Origin of the sequence: Paraprevotella xylaniphila YIT 11841, assembly GCF_000205165.1 — a bacterium.
GTDB classification, from domain to species: Bacteria; Bacteroidota; Bacteroidia; order Bacteroidales; family Bacteroidaceae; genus Paraprevotella; species Paraprevotella xylaniphila.
In genome coordinates, this window is the sequence record NZ_GL883849.1 from 21,681 (window position 1) to 41,819 (window position 20,139).

The 20,139-nt window shown below is 46.9% G+C and carries 14 protein-coding genes and 1 tRNA gene; 6 read left to right on the forward strand and 9 right to left on the reverse strand.

What is annotated here, in order from left to right:
- Positions 1-55: 55 nt before the first annotated feature.
- A complete protein-coding gene (locus HMPREF9442_RS07805; RefSeq protein WP_008627177.1) occupies positions 56-2,497 on the forward strand; it encodes a TlpA family protein disulfide reductase in 2,442 nt (813 codons plus the stop codon).
- Between the two features lie 121 nt (positions 2,498-2,618).
- Here HMPREF9442_RS07805 and HMPREF9442_RS07810 read toward each other — a convergent pair whose 3' ends face one another.
- The 5 genes from HMPREF9442_RS07810 to HMPREF9442_RS07830 form a co-directional block, all read right to left on the reverse strand.
- The gene (locus HMPREF9442_RS07810; protein ID WP_008627178.1) at positions 2,619-5,741 is read right to left on the reverse strand and encodes a fibronectin type III domain-containing protein; all 3,123 of its coding nucleotides are present in this window, start codon (positions 5,739-5,741) and stop codon (positions 2,619-2,621) included.
- 271 nt (positions 5,742-6,012) lie between these two features.
- On the reverse strand, positions 6,013-6,537 hold the full coding sequence (locus HMPREF9442_RS07815) for a PIN domain-containing protein (RefSeq protein ID WP_008627179.1): 525 nt from the start codon (positions 6,535-6,537) through the stop codon (positions 6,013-6,015).
- Positions 6,500-7,234, reverse strand: a complete 735-nt coding sequence (locus HMPREF9442_RS07820) for an ImmA/IrrE family metallo-endopeptidase (RefSeq protein ID WP_008627181.1) — start codon at positions 7,232-7,234, stop codon at positions 6,500-6,502. Before HMPREF9442_RS07820 ends, HMPREF9442_RS07815 begins: the two co-directional genes overlap by 38 nt.
- A complete protein-coding gene (locus tag HMPREF9442_RS07825) occupies positions 7,221-7,574 on the reverse strand; it encodes a helix-turn-helix domain-containing protein (protein ID WP_008627182.1) in 354 nt (117 codons plus the stop codon). Before HMPREF9442_RS07825 ends, HMPREF9442_RS07820 begins: the two co-directional genes overlap by 14 nt.
- 529 nt (positions 7,575-8,103) lie before the next feature.
- Positions 8,104-8,177: transfer RNA gene (locus HMPREF9442_RS07830), tRNA-Ile, on the reverse strand.
- Between the two features lie 169 nt (positions 8,178-8,346).
- Between HMPREF9442_RS07830 and HMPREF9442_RS07835 the strand changes: the two genes are divergently transcribed.
- Genes HMPREF9442_RS07835 through HMPREF9442_RS07850 form a run of 4 tightly spaced genes read left to right on the forward strand, consistent with a single transcriptional unit; the run spans position 8,347 to position 13,336 of the window.
- The gene (locus tag HMPREF9442_RS07835; protein ID WP_008627183.1) at positions 8,347-10,971 is read left to right on the forward strand and encodes a calcium-translocating P-type ATPase, PMCA-type; all 2,625 of its coding nucleotides are present in this window, start codon (positions 8,347-8,349) and stop codon (positions 10,969-10,971) included.
- Position 10,972: 1 nt separating this feature from the next.
- Positions 10,973-11,584, forward strand: coding sequence for an HAD family hydrolase (locus HMPREF9442_RS07840; RefSeq protein WP_008627184.1), 612 nt, complete (start codon positions 10,973-10,975; stop codon positions 11,582-11,584).
- A gap of 12 nt (positions 11,585-11,596) precedes the next feature.
- Positions 11,597-12,541 (forward strand): riboflavin biosynthesis protein RibF, encoded by a 945-nt coding sequence (gene ribF, locus HMPREF9442_RS07845; protein WP_008627185.1) that lies wholly within the window; start codon positions 11,597-11,599, stop codon positions 12,539-12,541.
- An 18-nt stretch (positions 12,542-12,559) separates the two neighbouring features.
- Positions 12,560-13,336 carry a CPBP family intramembrane glutamic endopeptidase gene (locus HMPREF9442_RS07850; protein ID WP_040602831.1) on the forward strand — a complete coding sequence of 259 codons (777 nt, stop codon included), beginning with the start codon at positions 12,560-12,562 and terminating at the stop codon, positions 13,334-13,336.
- A gap of 101 nt (positions 13,337-13,437) precedes the next feature.
- On the opposite strand, the gene HMPREF9442_RS07855 is transcribed toward HMPREF9442_RS07850, so the two are convergent.
- Positions 13,438-15,726, reverse strand: a complete 2,289-nt coding sequence (locus HMPREF9442_RS07855; protein ID WP_008627187.1) for an NADP-dependent malic enzyme — start codon at positions 15,724-15,726, stop codon at positions 13,438-13,440.
- A gap of 163 nt (positions 15,727-15,889) precedes the next feature.
- Here HMPREF9442_RS07855 and HMPREF9442_RS07860 point away from each other — a divergent pair, with 163 nt between their 5' ends.
- Positions 15,890-16,498, forward strand: a complete 609-nt coding sequence (locus HMPREF9442_RS07860; protein ID WP_008627188.1) for an L-threonylcarbamoyladenylate synthase — start codon at positions 15,890-15,892, stop codon at positions 16,496-16,498.
- Here the strand turns inward: HMPREF9442_RS07860 and HMPREF9442_RS07865 are convergent.
- From HMPREF9442_RS07865 to HMPREF9442_RS07875, 3 genes are read right to left on the reverse strand one after another with little or no spacing between them, the layout of a single operon-like run.
- Positions 16,495-17,370 carry an AraC family transcriptional regulator gene (locus HMPREF9442_RS07865; protein ID WP_008627190.1) on the reverse strand — a complete coding sequence of 292 codons (876 nt, stop codon included), beginning with the start codon at positions 17,368-17,370 and terminating at the stop codon, positions 16,495-16,497. The two genes, HMPREF9442_RS07860 and HMPREF9442_RS07865, sit on opposite strands and share 4 nt — an antisense overlap.
- A gap of 22 nt (positions 17,371-17,392) precedes the next feature.
- Positions 17,393-19,033, reverse strand: a complete 1,641-nt coding sequence (locus HMPREF9442_RS07870; RefSeq protein WP_008627192.1) for an MFS transporter — start codon at positions 19,031-19,033, stop codon at positions 17,393-17,395.
- A 4-nt stretch (positions 19,034-19,037) separates the two neighbouring features.
- On the reverse strand, positions 19,038-20,129 hold the full coding sequence (locus HMPREF9442_RS07875) for an HlyD family secretion protein (RefSeq protein WP_008627193.1): 1,092 nt from the start codon (positions 20,127-20,129) through the stop codon (positions 19,038-19,040).
- Between the last annotated feature and the right edge of the window lie 10 nt (positions 20,130-20,139).

The following is a 20,139-nucleotide window of genomic DNA, read 5'->3' on the forward strand; positions in this document are numbered from 1 at the left end:
CTGGATTACGGGTATTTTTACCCGGATTACGGGTTGGAAATACTAAAAAAACACAATGTACCAGATTTTCTCGGGGCATGACTTTGCCGAGTTTCAGAAACTGTGTAATTTTATGTCGGTTAATTTAGATAATTCCATGATGAAACACTTGAAACAGAAACTTATTGCATTGTTATGTGTTACGTTTGCCGTGGTCAGTGCTTGGGCAAACGATTCCGTGGTTTGGCACCATCCTGTGGTGGGCTATACCCATTCTATCGTAGAGGTAACCAAGGTGGTGCTCCATGCGGACCGCACGGAAGTGTCGTGCCATGTACATTACCCTTCAGGTTATTGGATTCAAATCCTGCGCACGACGGAATTGCAAACGGATGGCCGGAACTTTCCCGTAAGGGATGCTTCGGGCATTCCCCTTGGGGAACGGTACACTATGCCTGAGAGCGATGAAGTGGACTTTACGTTGACATTCGATGCCGTACCGCTTGGGACGGTAAAGATGAATCTGGTAGAACCGGGAGGATGGACGGTTTACAATATCCGTCCGGAGGATTATCGGCCCGAAGGGATAGAGGACACCTATTGGCGCGATGTGCGTACGGGAGATTGGTTTGTCGGCTTTTCCGGCGACGGCGTGATATACGACGGTAAGGTTTGGGACGTGGTGAGCCGAGAGGAGCGGAGAGACGGGCGTGGCCAATGGGTGATTGCCTATGGCGGAGAGCAGCTCGCTGTGGAGGTGGGCAAAGAAAAACGTGGCACGCGTCGCATCACCGTGGGCAAGGAACCGCCCGTAGAGTGCAGCTTGATTACGGGGGCGGCGTTGCCTGACTATCCCGTGGAAGACCTGCGGGAGGGGTTCAAGGACAACGGTTACCGTGCGGACGACAGCGTGACCATCGTGGGCTGGATGAAGGACATGCCTGCCGAGGCGTGGGAGAAAGGGCGAAGCGTGGAAATATTACGCAACAACATCTTTATGGACAAACAGGAATCCTTTGTGGCTGCCATGGATTCGACCGGGCGTTTCTCTGTGCGCGTGCCGTTGGTCAACACGTCGGAAATCTATATCGACATAGGGCGGAAGGGTATTAACACGGTGGTGGAGCCGGGGGAGACTTATTTCCTGTTGCACGATTTCTCCACCGGCCATGTGCTTTTCATGGGAGAAGATGTCCGGTTGCAAAACGAATTGCAGACGCATCCTCCTTTGTACGTGGATGGTTATCTCCGGAAAGGGCAAGGGACGGTCGATGAATTCCGGATACAGATGGAGGAAAAGTACCGGCATGCGGTAGAGGAACTGTCACGACGTGTGGAGGAACATCCCAACCTTTCGCGGCGTTACCGTTACTATATGGAATCTTTTGTTTTGACGGGGTTGGGCCGTTCGATGATGCAGGCGCGGTTTGCGGTGCCCGATTGGCAGTTGCCCGAAGATTACGTGGACTTTGTCCGGACGAAAGTTTGGCAGCGTCCTCCCAAACCCTATACACTTTGCCAGACTTTCAGCACGTTGATGAGGGATTATATAGACCATTCCTCAGAAGCGAAAGACAAGGTGAGGGGCGATGTTACATTCAATGCCTTCGAAAGTTTGCAGCAACGGGGTGAAATTTCGATGACGGAGGAGGAAGTAAATGCCGTGGAGGCTTATCAACTGGTTGTTAGGGATTTACAGGAAAAGCTGAATGCGGAGCCGTCGGATTCGTTGCGTCAACGCATGGTGGTGGAGTTTGGGAAAAGTGAGTTATCCCAACGTTTCATGTCGCTTGTTACACGTTTTGAGGACGTTTTAAATGAGGAGATATTGATAGATAACATAGATTTCTGGAAAGAAGACGCGGAATCGGTGGGGTGTGACAGTATTTTATGCCAAATTCATTTAGCCCGGAAGCTTTACGGGCTGATTGATAACATGCGGAAACCTTTGCCGGACAGGATGATGGCAAAGGCTGAATGGGGAATCAGGCTTGAGGGCGGATGGGACATCGTTAGCAGGGAACAAGAGAAGTACGTGGCTATCCAAAATCGGGACTTGTCCGACGTGAGCAGTCTGAGGTCGGCAGAATACGTGAAGGACGTGACCGGCGGCGAGGCGTTGTTGCGTAAGCTCACGGAGCCTTATCGCGGCAAACTCGTGTTGCTCGACATTTGGGGTACTTGGTGCGGGCCGTGTAAGGAAGCCTTGTCTCATTCGCATGAACTGTTCGAGCGGATGCGTCCCTACGGCGTGGTGTTCCTTTACTTGGCCAACCGCTCTGCGGAAGATTCGTGGAAGAACGTCATCAAACAATATAACGTGGTAGGTGACAATGTGGTGCATTATAATCTTCCGGACGACCAACAACGAGCCATAGAACAATATCTGGGAGTGAACTGTTTTCCCTCTTACCGTCTTATCGGTGTAGACGGTCATGTGTTCGACGTAAATGCAGACCCTCGTAATCTGGACGCGTTGGAGGGACTGGTAAAACAGTTGGTTCTATCCGGGCAATAATCCGGTACGGATGACCAAAGGGCGAGGATAAAAACAAAAAGAAAGGGGGGTGCCAGAAGGCTCGGTTTGATAGCCTCTCTTCCGGCACTCCCTTTTTGGGGGAATGATATTTCCGTGTGGGTTATTTCTTGATGACTTTGTGTACGATGCTGTTATCCGTCCCGTTGTGGAAATTGAAGATGTAGATTCCGGCAGGCAGGTCGGTAAAGTCGATTGTGCAGTTACCTTCCGTCAAAGTCGTGCGACGCACACAGTTTCCGGCCAAGTTGAAGATGTCGGCTGTTTCATAGGTGTTACCTTCGATACGCAGCGAGCCGTTAGCATTGGGATAGAAGAGTGGTCCGTCTTCGTTTTTAGCTTGTCTAATGCCCGTGCCGTCTTTTATGGTGAACTGGATTCTCGGGGAAACCTCGTCATAGGAATCGTTAATGAACAGGGCACTGAAATAGTTTCCGGGTTCGAGCGTACCGGCTTTGATGCTCACGGTTCCTTCCGTGGCTCCGTAAGTGTAATAGAAGCCGTCAAGCTCGTCCACGTTGGGGTCTTTGCCATCTTTGTAGACACCTACCCAGTCTTTCGGCGTACCCGGACCGTCCTTGTAGTGGATGAGAATTGCTTCATCGGTGGAGAATTCCGTCTTGTCGGTAGACAGCGAAGATATGTCTTTGCCTACAGAGAAATAAACTCGTTCACGCGGTTCGAAGTACTGTCCCAAGGTGAAGTAATTCAAGAAATAATATCCTTTGGGCAGATCTTTCGCCAAAGTGAGTGTGCCTTCGGTGTTTCCGTCGAGGTAATCCCATGAGTCGGATGTATCAGCTGTGCCGGGAACTTCTCCCCGCTTGTAGATGCCGATCCAGTCGTTCTTCAGGCCCGGTGCGTTGGAGTAGGTCACCACGATGTCTTCTCCTTCTTCGAATTCGCTCTTTTCCAAACTGATTTGCGGTTCGGGACCGACATAGAACGGGATTCTTTCGCTGATTTCCGTATATCCCTCATCTTCAAATAGCACGGCATAGTATTCGTTGGTTTCGTCGATGGTGAAATTCATTGAACCGGATTGAGCCGGGGTATATTTCCATTTGTACGAAAGAACGGAATGCGGTTCTTCTCCTTTGCGGTAGATGCCGATCCATGCGTTTTGACCTTCAGGAGCATATTTGTAGTTGATGGTAATGGTCTCTCCCGGTATTACGCTTGTGTCCGTTATGGAAATGGAAGGCTTGCCTGCTATACTTCCTTCTACGGTAAACTGTCTGGTGTCTGACCATTCCGACCATTCCATATTGGTATCGCGGTATCTCATCCTTACATAATAGGTACCGTTTATCAGTTTGTTTTTCTCAATGGTAAGTTGGGTGATGTCTATATTTTCATTGAGGTCAATGGGGATGTGTAAGGGTTTCCCCGTAGAACCGTAAAGGTCTTCGACGTCGCGTACCTTGTTGTATTCTATGGTAGAAAAGTCTTGGTTGAGTGAGAATTGGTATTGTACGCTATTTAGTTGTTCATCCGTAGTGGTTTTATATGGACTTCCTTTAAACGTATAAGGCAGGGTGATGGTCTCTTCTGTTATTTCCTTGATTTCCGGCTTTTTTGGAGCAGCTTTACCCAAAGTGCGACTGAAGGAGTCTATTAGAATATTGTCCACTACCAGTTCCTTGTTACCGATGGCATAACACTCCGCTTTCATTTCTTTTTTATCGAAATCAAACTCCAGAATCTGGTAGCCCCAATAGTCAATGGTTTTTTGTACGTCATCGTAGTCTTGTTCGGAAGACATGCCCCACATTTGATCCCAAGAGGCAGCGCCGTTAATGATGTGATATAGCGGATAATCGGTCAACTGCCCCCTATGGTACAAATGGTGGTGACCTCCGTAGTTCAGTACGTGCTTCGGAGTCTCGGACAGAATGGGTATGATTTCATTTCTAACCCATGCCGAGATGTCACCAACGTATTGCTCAGCTTGGATAGGCCGATGGTTTACACTGATAATGAAGTCTACAGAATCGTCTTTTTTGGCAGCATCTACAATTTTTCTCACCCATTCTTTTTGGGCATCGCCGGTATGTTCAGTGGACAAAACAACGAAAAGGATACGGCCGGCTTGGTAGGCGTAATAGTTTTCCGTGCCACTGCTGATACCTTGGTAGGTAAGGTTCTCATAGTGGTAATGTGCGGCATATCTCTGCATACCCGGGTCGTTATAAGTTTCATGGTTTCCCACGGCTGTCATGATGGGGAGATAAGGTGACATGAGTTGCGATTTGAACAGGTGTATCTGTTCGTATTGGTCCAATGTACCTACGTCCACTTGGTCGCCGATATTCATAATCATGTTGATGTTTTCGGTAAGGTCGCCATATTTTTCTTCGATTTTACGTTGTGCTGCTTTCATTAGCCACTCATATCCGCTTCGGCTTTTGATTTGGTGATCACCCATTAACAGAATGCGCATGGGCTCATGGCTTTTGGGGGTCGGCATGGTGCGGAAATGGCATACTTTGCTTTTCTTGTCGTCACTGATAGCTTGGTAATAGTACACCGTGTTGGGTTGCAGTCCGATGAGGCGGATGGAGTTCCAATAATATGGGAAACCGTCTTCTGAAAGATTGTCAATGGTACCCTCTAAGGTCTGCGTCAGTTGGTCTTTTGAAGTTCCGTAAATGACTTTAGGGGTGTTTTCGAAAGAGGTTTTCCAACTAATCCAGATGGCGGTATCTTCCGCGCTTTGGAGGTAAGGTTTCGTCATATCGGCATAGCTGCCGGTTTTAGGCTCCACGGTCAGCCGGTGTGCCACGACTTGTCCACAGGCGTTTTCACCTTCGGCCGGTGTGTAGTAAATGTCAGCTTCGGAGTAATCTTTTCCTCCTATATTTATTGTCTCTCCCGGAGCAATGGTGTGGTCTTGTATGCTTTGCACGTAGCGGCAGAATTTTATAGGAGTCTCCAAGGTATCTTTGTGTTCATCGGTAAATGTTCTTATCAGGCGGACCGGGCTGTCTTGTGATAGAAAGGAAGATGAAATTTCGACGGTAGGTGTTCCTTGTCCCGATATGACTTTGCAACCGATAGGAGTCCTCCAATCGTAATGGGCGGCAGTTTCATTTTTGGGAGCCTCGAACGTGGACGTCTCATTGATTTTCATGACAGGGTTGCCTTCTATGCAGTCGGCTTGTGCCTGGGCATACCCGCAAATTGCTAACGAAAGCAACGGAAGTGTCAGCATTCTCTTTTTCATTCTTTTTTTCTTTTAAAGTTTATGTTGTCAAGTTTTGATGCAACAAAAATAGAGTAAACTTATTAAGAGCCAGTTGCGTTGCTTTTACATTCTTTTTGCAGGGTAGAAATACATCTGATTTCACGTAGAATCTTCGTAAACAGCGCCGTGAGACGGGCTTGTGAAGTAATATAGTTGAAATAAAACGGCTTGCGAATATCTTTTGTAAGCCGTTGATTTTTTATAGTAAAACATCTCTTTGTATCCTTCGTTTTTCCTAAGATGTGCGCAATTAGATTTGCACGGTGCATTTATATAGAGTTATATCAATAATAGGAAGCCTGCTTCCAGCATCATTTACAGCTTGCATAAATTCAGTACATTCTTGTTGTGTCATTTTCTTTTTGCAATAAGCGTAATATAGGAAGTCAAGAGTAGTCAGATAAGTAATACTATTTTGAGAACAATATTCTTTTATGTCCCTTAAATTGCTACTCCCTAAAACATCTTGGTTATCCCTGCAATAAATCATACAGGCACTTTCGCCTTTTCCCAATCTACGTTGTAATGAGAAGTATTCTTTCATAGATTCACCTTTAGGAGAAAAAGTCTCTTTTCTTAATTTTGAGAAATAACGAAGATAATTGTCAATGAGATTTCTTGTTTTAGAGTTCTTTGAAACTTCATTATAAACCACATCCAATACTATATATTCATATTCGGGGAATATATCCGGTAATAGTGAAAAGTTACCCGTTTCTATAAAATGGATAATCACATCAGCATCGAGTACTATTTTCGTTTTCTTGTGTCCCATTGATATTTATTTTACCGAGCAACTCCATATAATGGCTTTCCGAGATTTTCTCTTTATCGAATAAATTACGTGCTTTTTCTCCAAAATCACCGATAACCAAACCTTCATTTGCAGCTTCGTATAAAGCCGTATCATATCCGAAACATTTTGCAGAGTTTTTTACTCCTACTTCAGCAAATTGGGAACGTGTACTTTCTGAAATGAGGCCTATATTTAACAATCTATACAACAAGGCCGAACGAGAAACAGAGAAGTAATGTTCAAGTTTCAAAATTGTTGCCATAGAAATGCTTTTAGTCTTTAATTCATTCTCCGGTACCAGTTGGCAGATTCCGGATTCAGGCATTAATAATAAAGAAGCAAACATGTCGGCACTTTGTTCTACAAAGTTCTTGCTGTATCCGGGGTTGCATTTGTGCGGGGTAGGCTTTTCTTCTATAAACAAGTGATATAATTCGTGGGCAATTGTGAAATGCTGTCTTCCACGTGGCTGATTGGAATTGATAAGCATAAAACGATGCCCGGAATTGTCCTTTAAACACATGCCTGAAAAATTGTCAGACAGAGGTCTGAACACTGTAAGTATGTTCAATTTCAAAAGCAGACTTTTCAATGTGACAGGCTCGGATGCACTAAGCCCATTATCTGTGCGAAATGCTGATACTTGTTTTTCTATGATAAACTTATTCGGCTTCATTCTGTGCAATTCGTTCCATTTTAAGATATGATTTCACAATGTCCTTGAAATTTGCGATTTCTTTTAAGTCATTATCTTCCAAATCAGAAATTCTGAAAGCAGTAGCCATAATTTCATTATCAGCTTGGATATTATCTTCAAACAAAATGAAAGGTTCACAACCGAACATGTTTGAGATTCGTTCTAAAATATCATACGGAACTTCCCTAGTGCCTCCTTCATAATTACTATATGCAGAACGCTCAATCCCAATAGATTTGGCTATCTGTTCTTGTGTGAAGCCAGACAGCTCTCTAATCTTTTTTAGATTTTCTCCAATAATTTGATTTATCGTTCTCATGAGTGCCTCTTTTAGTTCTGTGGCAAAATTACTTTTAATTTATTATATAAACAAATATTGCCACGATTAGTTCGCTTATTTATAGTTATCTCTATAAATTTGAAACAACAGATTATGGGGAAGAAAGTCAAATCAAAGAAAAATTAGAGATGTCTGTACTTTATTTGTTGGCAAGCCATGTGCAGGCATGAATCAAGTTTGCGATATATTAAGGCGTATGAAAACAGGAAAATTGTGATGTACATACTTCTCGCTTGATTTTATTGCGAACAAAAGGGATAACTACCGGTGTGTAGCTTATTCCTTTTATTTGTATTATACTATCGGTGAAAAGCCTCAACCGATAAGGCAATAGTTATGAAAGAAACGAGATGGAATGTGGTACAATTTACCGGTGTGTTTCGTTTATCATTGACTATCAGACTTCTCGGAACTGTGTGCAAATTGTGTGCAATGAACTTTTGTGTGTAAAGAAAAAGCCGCTACAAATTTCTTTATAACGGCTTAATTTCCTTTGTTTTATGCTTTGTGGACCAGCCAGGGCTTGAACCTGGGACCTCCAGATTATGAGTCTGTTGCTCTAACCAACTGAGCTACAAGTCCGAAACAACTTCTTTCTGAAATTGCATTGCAAAAGTAATATGATTTATTGAGATATGCAAACAATAAAGGTAAAAAATGGGGGGAAAGCTTTCAATATTGCCGGAACTATTGTATTTTCGCGTCGTGGAATGATGTATGAAACAGAAATCGTATATAATTAAAGGTAAAGATGAGTACAAAAGAGACAGATTGGTTGAGTGTCGGTTTGAATGACCGACAAGTGGAAGAGAGCCGTGCCCGTCATGGGAGCAATGAACTGACCCCACCGAAACGCCCTTCAATGTGGAGGCTTTATCTGGAGAAATTCCAGGATCCCGTAATACAGATATTGTTGGTAGCTGCCTTGCTGTCTTTTGTAGTCGCTTTTGTGGAAAATGAATTTGCAGAGACCATAGGAATCGTGTGTGCCATATTGTTGGCCACGGGCATCGGTTTTTATTTTGAGTACGATGCCGCCCGTAAATTTGATGTGTTGAATGCTTTGGGGAGCGAGGCCCTTGTGCGGGTTGTACGGAACGGACAGGTGTGTGAAGTTACACGCAAGGAGCTTGTGGTGGGAGACATCATCATGTTGGACACCGGAGACGAGATACCTGCCGATGCCGAGTTGTTGAAGGCTGAAAGTTTGCAGGTGAATGAATCGAATCTGACGGGAGAACCGGTTACGCGGAAAAGTACGGACCATTCGGATTTTGATAAAAATGCCCCGTATGCCACGAATCGATTGATGCGTGGCACGACCATTGTAGAGGGAAGTGCTGCGGCCCGTGTGATCGCTGTGGGCGACCATACGGAGATTGGCCAGGTAGCTCGCGAAGCGACGGTGCTGACCGGTGAGAAGACCCCATTGAACAAACAGTTGGATCGTTTGGCCGGTTTCATTAGTAAGATAGGCTATACCGTGGCATTCCTTACGTTTACGATATTTACGGTACATGGTTTGATGGAATATGTCCCCAAGGTCGATGTGTGGGGGAGTGAGAACTATTGGCATGTGTTTGGGATGGTGCTGAATAATTTCATGATGGCTGTGACGTTGATTGTCATGGCTGTTCCCGAGGGATTGCCGATGGCTGTGACGTTAAGTCTGGCATTGAATATGCGTCGTATGCTGAAGACCAATAACCTGGTACGTAAGATGCATGCTTGCGAGACGATGGGGGCCATTACGGTGATTTGTACGGACAAGACCGGAACATTGACACAAAATCGCATGACCGTGTCGCAAATGCTGATGCAAGATGAGGATTCGGTACTCTTGGATGAAGCTATCGCCTGCAATACGACTGCCTTTTTGAATGAATCCCGTACGGAGGGGTTGGGAAATCCCACGGAAGTGGCTTTGTTGCTTTGGATGCAAGGGCGCGGCTCTGATTATATGAAGGTGCGCCAAGGAGTGGAAGAAGTGGCTCGTCTGCCTTTCTCTTCAGAGCGGAAATATATGGCTACGATAGTGGATTCCTCCGTGTTGGGACGAAAGATTGTATATGTGAAAGGGGCACCGGAAATCGTTTTGGGACTTTGCCGGGGTTTATCGGAAGAGCAAATTGCAGGGTATCACGTCCAACTGAAAGACTGGCAGATGCACGCTCAGCGTACTTTGTTGCTGGCTTATAAGGAAGTGGCGGATACGGAAGATGATTGTGCGGCTTTGGTACAATCCGGCGGATTGACCTTGTTGGGCTTGGCGGCTATTAGCGACCCCGTGCGTCCGGAAGTGCCTCAGGCTGTGGAGAACTGCTTGAAGGCCGGGGTGCAAATCAAGGTCGTGACGGGCGACAGCACGGGTACCGCTGTGGAAATAGCCCGTCAAATCGGTTTGTGGAAAGAAGGAGACGACGAAAAGAAGAATTGCATGCGGGGCGTTGACTTTGCTGCGTTGAGCGACGAAGAAGCCCTGCAACGTATCAAGGATTTGAAGGTGATGAGCCGTGCTCGTCCGTTGGACAAGCAACGGTTGGTGAAGTTGTTGCAGACGGAGGGAGAAGTCGTGGCTGTGACCGGCGACGGGACGAACGATGCTCCGGCGTTGAACTTTGCCCAAGTCGGCCTGTCGATGGGGTCGGGGACTTCGGTAGCCAAGGAAGCCAGTGACATTACATTGCTTGATGATTCGTTCCGTAGTATTGTCACGGCTGTCATGTGGGGGCGTTCGTTGTATAAGAATATCCAACGTTTTGTCATGTTCCAGTTGACTATTAATTTCACCGCTTTGTTGGTCGTGCTTATCGGTGCGTTCATGGGAACGACTCTTCCGTTGACCGTTACCCAAATGTTGTGGGTGAATATCATCATGGACACTTTTGCGGCTTTGGCTTTGGCATCGTTGCCGGCTGACCCGAACGTGATGAATGAGAGGCCTCGTCCTGTAGGGCAATTCATTATCACCCGTCCGATATGGACGTCGATATTGGGTTATGGGATGGCCTTTGTCGGGTTCTTGTTGGCCATGCTTCTCCGTATAGAAACCACGGGAGGAATGGATGTGTATGAACTGACCGTGTTTTTCACATTCTTTGTCTTGTTGCAGTTCTGGAATTTGTTGAATGCAAAGACCTATTCTACGACAGATTCGGCTTTTAAGCATCTTTCCCGGTGCGTCGGCGTGTTGACCGTATTATGCCTTATCCTGTGTGGCCAGTGGTTGATTGTACAGTTCGGCGGACCGGTATTCCGCACTGTACCTTTGGCGGCCGGGGACTGGGGAATATTGCTTGCTGTAAGCTCTCTTGTATTATGGGTCGGAGAGGCAGGCCGTTTCTTCAAACGGCTTTGCCGGAAAAAAGCAGAATGAAATGGATAAACGGATAAAAAATATTATTTTCGATTTCGGCGGTATTATCGTGGATTTGGACAAGCAGGCAGCGGTTCATGCTTTTGAGGCGTTGGGTTTTGAAGCCCGTGCTTATATCAATGATTATGTGCAGGACGGAGTGTTTGCCTTGATGGAAACCGGAGATATGTCACCGGATGAGTTTTGCACTTATGTGCGGAAGAAAGTCGGGGCAGATGTGAAAGATGAAGAAATCTTTCGGGCTTGGAATAAGATGTTGGTCGGGATTCCGGCTCGTCGCATGCAAACCATCCGTAATCTGCGGACGGATTACCGCACTTATATGCTCAGCAACACGAATGCTATGCACTGGGCATATTCATGCCGTGAATTGATGGCTTCTACGGGGCTGGAGATGGAAGATTGTTTCGACCGCATATTCCTATCCTTCCAGATGCATCTGGCCAAACCGGACGAACGGATATTCCGTAAGGTGTTGTCGGAAGCCGGGTTGAAGCCGGAAGAGACATTGTTTGTCGATGACTCTTCCGAAAATTGCAGGACGGCAGAGAGTTTGGGTATACAGGTGTTCCATTCCCGGCAGCCGGAAGATTGGTTCGGTTTGTTGGAGTAATGACGAAGGAGAATGAAGTTTATCACGCTTACTGACCCCTTGCCTTATCAGGCTTGTGTCGCCACGATTGGTTTTTTCGATGGCGTGCACCGGGGGCATCGCTTTTTGATACGGCAGTTGACCCGTTATGCCGTCGGGCACGATTTGGCTTCTTTGCTGGTCACTTTCCGTACGCATCCGCGTCAAGTCATGCAAGCCGCTTATCAGCCTCAGTTGCTGACCACGTATGACGAGAAATGCGGGCAGTTGGCTACGACGGGAGCGGATTATTGCCTGACGTTGGATTTCACCACGGCATTGGCAGCTTTGTCGGCCCGTCGCTTTATGGCTGAAATACTGAAAGAGAAGTTATCTGTAAAGGTCCTGGTTATCGGATACGACCATCGTTTCGGACATGACCGTTCGGAGGGATTTGCGGAATATGTGGAATATGGACGGGAATTGGGGATGGAAGTCGTTCGTGCGGACGTCTTTGCCATGAGCGAGGTGAACGTAAGTTCGTCTATGGTCAGGGCTTGTCTGGCCGAAGGCGAGGTAGGAATAGCGGCACGTTGCCTGACCCGCCCGTACGAAATTACGGGGCGTGTGGTTCATGGTTTCCACGTAGGGCATGAACTGGGCTTTCCTACGGCGAATATACAGGTAGAGGATTCACAGAAGCTGATTCCGAAAAACGGTGTATATGCCGTTTGGGTCAAAGGAAAAATAGGAGGAGAGGAACACGTTTGGGGCGGAATGTTGAATATCGGTCTTCGGCCGACGATGGAAAACGGTGAGAATCGCACCATAGAAGTACATTTGTTGGATTTTGCCGGGGATTTGTACGGTTGTCGTTTGACGTTGAGTTTCGTCAGGCGTTTGAGAGATGAAAGGAAGTTCAGGAATAAAGGGGAATTGGTTCATCAGCTTCGCGAGGATGAGGCTATGGTGAGAATGATTTTAAACAAGGAGCAATAGCTTGGAAAGGAGATGGGTATGAAACGTACGATTTGTCTGGTGATTATTTTTTTGTTGGCCCAGGTTTTGTCTTCCTTGGTAGTCTTGTTCTTTTTCAATCTTTCGGATTTGCTTCACGAAGGGCGTTTGGATGTGAACGCATTGGCAGCTTCTCCATCGGCTTTGGGGATTTCTCTGTTATTAAACGGGGTTGTGGTATGGGCGGTGATGACTTTGTTGAGATGGACAGACCGTAAAAGTTTCCGTTTCGGGCAAATAAAATGGCCGGTATACGCCGGTGTGGTCTTATGGATGTTGCCCGTCATTTTTATTGTGAACCTGTTATTGGAGACTTTGACATTAGAGGACTTGAATAAGGATGTATTTGCCACGCTTGTGTATAACCCTTGGGGAGTTTTGGCCATTGTTTTAGTCGGGCCTGTTACCGAGGAACTGGTGTTCCGGATGGGAATCCAGCGGCATCTTATCCGGCACAGGATGCGTCCGTGGATGGCCATTTTGCTTTCAGCCTTGATATTCGGAGTCATACATGGCAATCCTGCACAAATACCGGGAGCTGTAGTTTTTGGTTGGGTTTTGGGTTGGTTGTATTGGCGGTCGGGAACGATCTGGATTCCGGTGGCGGCACATGTCTTCAATAATTTTGTGGGTGTTGCCATGATTTGGTGTACAGGAGATTCGGATACGACTTTGGTGGAGTTGTGCGGCGGGGCCGTCGCAGCTTCCGTTTGGGCTTTGGCAGCTGCGGTTTGCGGATATGTGGGTTACCGTTATTTGGACAAGGTGTTCAGTTAGGAAAGGGGTAAATATTAATCCTGTTTATACTAAAAGAAATCAGGATGCACAGCTAAGGAAAAGGCAGTGCGTCCTGATTTCTTTTGGTATAAACCTGTTGGTTACTGGTTCTTTTTCTTCATCACGATGGCATCAATGACCGCTACGGCCGTGATGTTCACGATGTCGCGTACGGAACTTTCGAAGTCGGTGAAATGAATCGGTTTGTTCAATCCCATCTGAATAGGGCCTATCATTTCAATTTCGTCTCCATTCAGGGCTTGGAGTAACTGGTAACCGGCATTGGCCGAACTCAGGTTCGGGAATACCAAGGTGTTGACCTCCTTGCCCTGTAGGCGAGTGAACGGGTACTTACGGTCGCGAAGTTCATTGTTCATGGCGAAGTTCACCTGCATCTCCCCGTCGATGGGTAGGTTCGGGTAGTTCTCCTGCATATACTCTACGGCTTTATGGATGCTGGCCGGGCTTCCGCATGTGTCCGTCCCGAAATTGGAATAGGACAACATGGCGATGACCGGTTCGTGATTGAAGAAACGCACGGTCTTTTCGGATAGCCGTGCAATGTCTATCATCGTTTCCGTGTCGGGATGGCGGTTGATAAGCGTGTCTGCCAGGAAGTACGTACCTTTCTTACTGTTCATGATGTGCATGGTACCGAAATGGTTGTATTCCGGTTGTATGCCGATGACTTCTTTGGCAACCTTGATGGTGTTGGAGTATTTGGTATACACTCCCGTGATGAATGCGTCCGCTTCGCCAGTCTCTACCATCATCATGCCGAAATAGTTACGCTCGAACATCTTGTCGTTGGCTTCCTCGAATGTATAACCTTCGCGGGCTTTCTTCTCGGCCAATATCTTGGCATAACGTTCGCGGCGTTCAGCTTCGCGGTCGTGGCGCAGGTTAACGATTTCGATGCCTTCCAGGCTGAGGTCGAGTTCTTTCGCCAATTTCTCGATACGCTCGTCGTTACCCAACAGGATAGGATGGCAGATGCCTTCAGCCTTGGCCTCTACGGCGGCTTTCAGCATGTTGGGATGGATACCCTCGGCAAACACTACGCGTTGGGGATTGCGGCGGGCCGTATCTCTCAACTGGCGGGTCAGTTTCGACTCATATCCCATCAGTTCCTTCAAGTGGAGGGCGTAAACGTCCCAGTTTTCGATGGGCTTGCGGGCCACTCCGCTTTCCATGGCGGCTTTGGCCACAGCCATGGACACCTCGGTGATGAGGCGCGGGTCTACCGGTTTCGGAATGAAATATGAAGGACCGAAGGTGAGGTTGTTCACGTGGTAAGCCTCGTTCACTACGTCCGGCACGGGTTGTTTGGCAATGCCTGCGATAGCTCGTACGGCGGCCAATTTCATTTCTTCGTTGATGGCCGTGGCACCGGTATCCAACGCACCACGGAAGATATAAGGGAATCCGATGACGTTGTTAATCTGGTTCGGGTAGTCGGAACGTCCAGTAGCCATCAACACGTCGGGACGCGAATCCATAGCATCCTCGTACGAGATTTCGGGTACCGGGTTAGCCAATGCGAACACGATGGGCGACGGAGCCATGCTGCGCACCATGTCCTTGCTCAACACATTGCCGCGCGACAAGCCGAGGAATACGTCGGCACCCTTGATGGCTTCTTCCAACGTATGGATGTCCGTACGACTGGTGGCGAAGTAACGCTTCTGCTTGTTCAGGTCGGTACGGTCTTTTGAAATCACACCCTTGCTGTCCAGCATGACGATGTTTTCCAACCGTGCGCCGAGCGATACATACAGTTTTGTGCATGATACGGCCGAAGCCCCGGCTCCGTTCACAACGATTCTCACGTCTTCGATTTTCTTTCCTGCCACTTCCAACGCATTCAACAGTCCGGCACTGGAGATGATGGCCGTACCGTGTTGGTCGTCGTGCATGACGGGGATGTCGAGTTCTTCTTTCAAGCGACGTTCGATTTCAAAGCATTCGGGTGCCTTAATGTCTTCCAGATTGATGCCGCCGAAAGTCGGGGCAATAGCTTTTACGGCCTGAATGAACTTTTCGGGGTCTTTTTCGTTTACCTCGATGTCAAACACATCAATGCCTGAGTATATCTTGAAAAGTAGTCCTTTTCCTTCCATTACCGGTTTGCCGGCCAATGCACCGATGTCGCCCAATCCGAGGACAGCAGTACCATTGGAAATTACGGCTACAAGATTTCCTTTGGCTGTATAGCGGTAGGCATCCTGCGGGTTCTTTTCTATTTCGAGACAGGGTTCTGCCACGCCGGGCGAATAAGCCAGTGAAAGGTCCGTTTGTGTACTGTGGGGCTTGGTAGGCACCACTTCGATTTTTCCAGGCTTGCCTTGTTCATGATAGCGCAAAGCCATTTCTTTGGTTATTTTTGCCATTTTGTTATGATTTGGAATATATTCTTTCGCTAATACCGGACAAAGATACTAATAAAATTATATTTTGACGTGTTACAATCGCGTTTTTCATTATATTGTAAGCTCTTTGCTGCAAAACCAAAAGAAAATGATACCTTTGTAAACTATAAAAAGGAAAGAAAGCATGCTAATTAGAATTTATCCGGAAAATCCGAACCCCCGTGAGATGGTCAAGGCCCTCAAAATGCTGAGAGACGGTGAGTTGATTATTTATCCTACCGACACGGTATATGCCATAGGATGCGATGCTCTGAACGTACGGGCGGTGGAGAGGATTTGTGCACTGAAGGGAGTGAATCCACAGAAGAGCAACTTGTCGATTATTTGCTATGACTTGTCCAACATCAGCGAATATGCGCAAGTCAGCAATGCTGCTTTCAAACTTTTGAAGAAAAACTTGCCGGGGCCGTTCACGTTCATTCTGCCCACGAGCAGCCGGCTTCCTAAAATATATAAGAATAAGAAAGAGGTGGGTATCCGTGTGCCGGACAATAGTATTGCGCGTGGATTGGTGGAGGGATTGGGGAATCCACTCCTCACGATGTCGGTGCATGATGAGGACGAGATTATCGAATACTCTACCGATCCTGAGTTGATTCATGAGAAATACGAAGGCCGTGTGGCTTTGGTCATTGACGGGGGATATGGAGGTAGCGAGGCTTCAACGGTGGTGGACTGTGTGGACGATGCTTTCGAAATTGTCCGGCAAGGCAAAGGAGAACTTTTGTTTTAGAAAGTCATACTTTTACGGAATTGTTGGGGGGATAGTCCGGTTTGTTTTCGGAAAAAGGTACCGAAGTAAGATGCGTTGGGGAAGTGTAGGTCATTGGAGATTTCCTGGATGTTCTTTTGGGTATTTTTGAGCAGTGAAATGCTTTTGCAGATAATGGACTTGAATACGAGTTCTTGTACGGTGTATCCACAAATAGATTTAGATAATGCGGAAAGGTATTTGGGGGACAAGCATAATTTGTCAGCGTAAAAATCCACGCTTCTTTTTTGGGTGTAATGTTGTTCTATGAGTTGGATGAGGCGCATGAATATTTCGTTTTTGTGACCGATAGAATCTAATTTGGCGACAAGTTTACGATTGTAGATGGAACAGAGGCGATGGGTCAGGGCTAATAAAAGCAGTTTTTGTTCATAAAGGTTGAATGAATCGTTTTCAGTGTGCAGGGTACTATTGAGCAGGTGCATATAGCGGATAACTTCAGCTTCTTCTCCAGTATTCCAGACATAGCAGGGTTCCGGCACGAATTTCATGTAGAGGTACATGGATACGACTAAGTTTCCCATGATGTTACGAAGTGTATCTGTTTTGTAGATGAGGATGAAAATCTTCAAGTCATTGGTGGACTGTAATGCGCGGAAAGTTGAATTCTCCGGGATGAAGAGCGTCTCGCCTGCTTGTGCTTGAAAGTCTTTTTGGTTCAGTGAAAATGAAAAATGTCCTTGCAGGCATACAATTAACCCGACTCCGTTTGTTTCAAACGAGGTCTTTAAAATCGGGGGGAAATCAGTGAGAAATCCTTCCGAACTGCAAATGTTATGTCCTGCAGTTAAGCTGCGGTTTAGTTGGACTAAACGTTCTTTATGGTTTTCCATACATGGCTTGCTAAACTTTTCGCTAAGTTAGCAATTTTCGTTTGGGATACGGTATGATTAAGGTGAAAATTGTGCAGAAAAGGCAAGCATAGAGTGTCCACCCCGCCATTTCTTTGACGGCCGAAAGTGTGGCTTGTACCTGAATGCGGCCTTTGGTGGAAGTTGCCGCCATATTGATAGCTTCCGCTTTGCTTTTCCCTTGGTAGTACATTCCCTGAAGTGTGCCGTTGAACGAGGTAGAGGCATCTGGATTTAGCATGTCTACGTTTTGAGCGTAACGTGTAATGTAATGTTGTTGCCGTTCTTGTAGCAAATTGCTGTAGACAGCTCCCCCTATGCTAGGTGCTAACACCATCCGTACGGTGAGCATTGTGCAAATCCACGTGGACAAGTATTTGTAGGGCATACGTTGGGTGGCATACGTTGGAATGAGGGAGTATAGCATCATCATTCCAGTGGAGCGTATGATGACGGGGTATTTCATCCGTTCGTATAGTCCGGCGCTTTGAACCTCGAAATACATGAACATGGCTGAAAGTCCGAGTAAGAGGAAACCTCCGGCAAACAGGTATTTGAAGTGCACGCCTTTTACGCTCAGCCCGATGGTGAGCAGGCCGCCGATGGCGTAACCCGCCATGCACCAGTTGCCTAACGTGGCGTTTTGCCAATTGTCCAATTTCATGCCGATGCCGGTGAATACGTTGACAAACATGGCACTGGAGTTAAGGAACATGAGCAGAAAATAGAAAAGGATGCCCATACGGATGGTGCGCAGGCGCAATACTCCCAAGATATAATAGGGATTGCGGTGCATGCTTTCCAAATATATGAATAGCCCGGCTGATATTACTCCCCCCACTGTGGCCCAACGGATGGTCGGGGCGTCATACCAATCCAAGACTTTCCCGTAGGTCATGATGTAGGTGAAGCACAGCAGCATGGTGCAGAATACAGTTGCATTGCCGAACTGTCTCATGTTGATGGGGAAGCGGTGGCTTTGGAACTTGTGATAGGGCATGGTGATGAAAATCACCAAGATGCTGAGCAACAGCATACCCATCATGAAGTAGTAGACATATTGCCATTCGTATTCAAAGGCCATCCAAGCAGTGATAGAGGTGCCAATCTGTCCCAAAATCATGAAGAACAAATAGATTGCAGGTTGGGCGGCACTACGTTCAATGTCAAGTTTGTCCCAACCGTTTGCTGTTTCGGGTTCCATGCCCGGGGTGATTTTGAGATAAGCTTCAATGCCTCCTGCATAAAGAATCAGCGTGAATAGGTTAACCATCATAAGTACCATGCGTAGGAATCCCATGAGCAGGCTGCACAAGGCTAATAAAAATACACTGTCGGTCTTGGCGCAGATGAAACTGAAGATATACATGAGCGAGAAGCCGGCGAGGCACATCATTTTCTCACGTCGGATGAGGACCAGGCGGTAAAGGAAAGGTGCAAAGGCAGCCATGCCGATAGAGGTGGCAAAGTTGGTGAATTGGATGTGTTCGGAGATAATGCCTAATCCGCTCATCATTTCGGTACTGTTGACAGAGTATACTCCTCCTGCCGTGAGAATGGGTAGGAACAATAATACCAAAATGAGGATACCGAGAGGTTTGGGTACCCAATTATAGAACGGATAATTTTTCGGATAAGAAGGCATAGGCTCAGAATTTAGCTTTTACGATGACCATCATGCCGGCCGCCAGTTTTTCGTTGTCTTCTTTCGATAAGTTGGTGAAGTCTATCCGGACCGGAATCCTTTGTTGTATTTTCACGAAGTTGCCGGCTGAGTTGTCCGTCGGAACCAAAGAATACTTGGAGCCGGTGGCACCGGATATGGCGGTGATTTTACCGCTGAAAGTCTTTTGGCTCACTGCATCTACCGTGATGGAAACTTCTTGTCCGACCGAGAGGTTTTCTATTTGCGTTTCTTTGTAGTTGGCGACGACCCATTTTTGCGTATCAGGCAAGATATAGGTAATTGTCTGTCCGGCACTGATATATTGCCCTTCTTCCAAGGCCCTACGTCCCAATTTCCCGTCACACGGGGCTACGACTACGGTATAGGAAAGGTTCAATTTGGCCATTTCTAATGCGGCTGTGGCTCGTTGTATCGCCGCTTCTGCGCTTTGGCGGCGGTGCGATACTTCGTTCACGCCGGAGAGGGCGGCCATGCGTTGGCGTTTGGTAGCTTCCAATTTTTTGCGGGTAGCCTCATATTCGGTCTCAATCTGTTCCAATTGGATGGGGGTGGCGGCATTACGTTTTACCAAATTTTCATAGCGTTGGCGGTCTTTTTCCAATTTGGCCAGACGGATTTCTATTTCCGAAATGGATGCGTCATATACGGAAGCGGTGTTTTGGGTGGTCTGTAAGCTTGCTCCGATGATGGTTTGTCCGGCTAAGGCGTCTTTTAGTGCGGCTTCGGCTTCCATTACTCTGATTTTATATTCACGGTCGTCCAAAACCAATAGCGTATCGCCTTTGTGTACGTCTTGGTGTTCGGTGAAATAGATTCTTTTGATATATCCCGATGCGCGTAGGTTTACGGGGGATATATATTGTTCGATTTGTGCGTCGTTGCTAGTTTCCGTGTGTTTGTATCCGATGAAGAGGAAAATGACTTCGATGACCCCCCAAACCATGACGGCAATACCCAACAGGCTGACGGCAATTTGCCAACGTCTCACTTTTCTTAGTTTTTGGGCTTTTTCCTGATGAGTCCCAGTTGTCTTGTTCGTATCTGTTGCTTCCATTTTTACAATA

What these genes read in the sequence shown, in the direction of transcription:
- HMPREF9442_RS07825 (WP_008627182.1), bottom strand. Translation starts at nt 7,574, where the DNA reads ATGAGAACGATAAATCAAATTATTGGAGAAAATCTAAAAAAGATTAGA.
- HMPREF9442_RS07865 (WP_008627190.1), bottom strand. Translation starts at nt 17,370, where the DNA reads ATGGAAAACCATAAAGAACGTTTAGTCCAACTAAACCGCAGCTTAACT.
- HMPREF9442_RS07875 (WP_008627193.1), bottom strand. Translation starts at nt 20,129, where the DNA reads ATGGAAGCAACAGATACGAACAAGACAACTGGGACTCATCAGGAAAAA.
- HMPREF9442_RS07855 (WP_008627187.1), bottom strand. Translation starts at nt 15,726, where the DNA reads ATGGCAAAAATAACCAAAGAAATGGCTTTGCGCTATCATGAACAAGGC.
- HMPREF9442_RS07815 (WP_008627179.1), bottom strand. Translation starts at nt 6,537, where the DNA reads ATGGGACACAAGAAAACGAAAATAGTACTCGATGCTGATGTGATTATC.
- HMPREF9442_RS07860 (WP_008627188.1), top strand. Translation starts at nt 15,890, where the DNA reads ATGCTAATTAGAATTTATCCGGAAAATCCGAACCCCCGTGAGATGGTC.
- HMPREF9442_RS07835 (WP_008627183.1), top strand. Translation starts at nt 8,347, where the DNA reads ATGAGTACAAAAGAGACAGATTGGTTGAGTGTCGGTTTGAATGACCGA.
- HMPREF9442_RS07840 (WP_008627184.1), top strand. Translation starts at nt 10,973, where the DNA reads ATGGATAAACGGATAAAAAATATTATTTTCGATTTCGGCGGTATTATC.
- HMPREF9442_RS07820 (WP_008627181.1), bottom strand. Translation starts at nt 7,234, where the DNA reads ATGAAGCCGAATAAGTTTATCATAGAAAAACAAGTATCAGCATTTCGC.
- HMPREF9442_RS07850 (WP_040602831.1), top strand. Translation starts at nt 12,560, where the DNA reads ATGAAACGTACGATTTGTCTGGTGATTATTTTTTTGTTGGCCCAGGTT.
- HMPREF9442_RS07805 (WP_008627177.1), top strand. Translation starts at nt 56, where the DNA reads ATGTACCAGATTTTCTCGGGGCATGACTTTGCCGAGTTTCAGAAACTG.
- HMPREF9442_RS07870 (WP_008627192.1), bottom strand. Translation starts at nt 19,033, where the DNA reads ATGCCTTCTTATCCGAAAAATTATCCGTTCTATAATTGGGTACCCAAA.
- HMPREF9442_RS07810 (WP_008627178.1), bottom strand. Translation starts at nt 5,741, where the DNA reads ATGAAAAAGAGAATGCTGACACTTCCGTTGCTTTCGTTAGCAATTTGC.
- ribF (WP_008627185.1), top strand. Translation starts at nt 11,597, where the DNA reads ATGAAGTTTATCACGCTTACTGACCCCTTGCCTTATCAGGCTTGTGTC.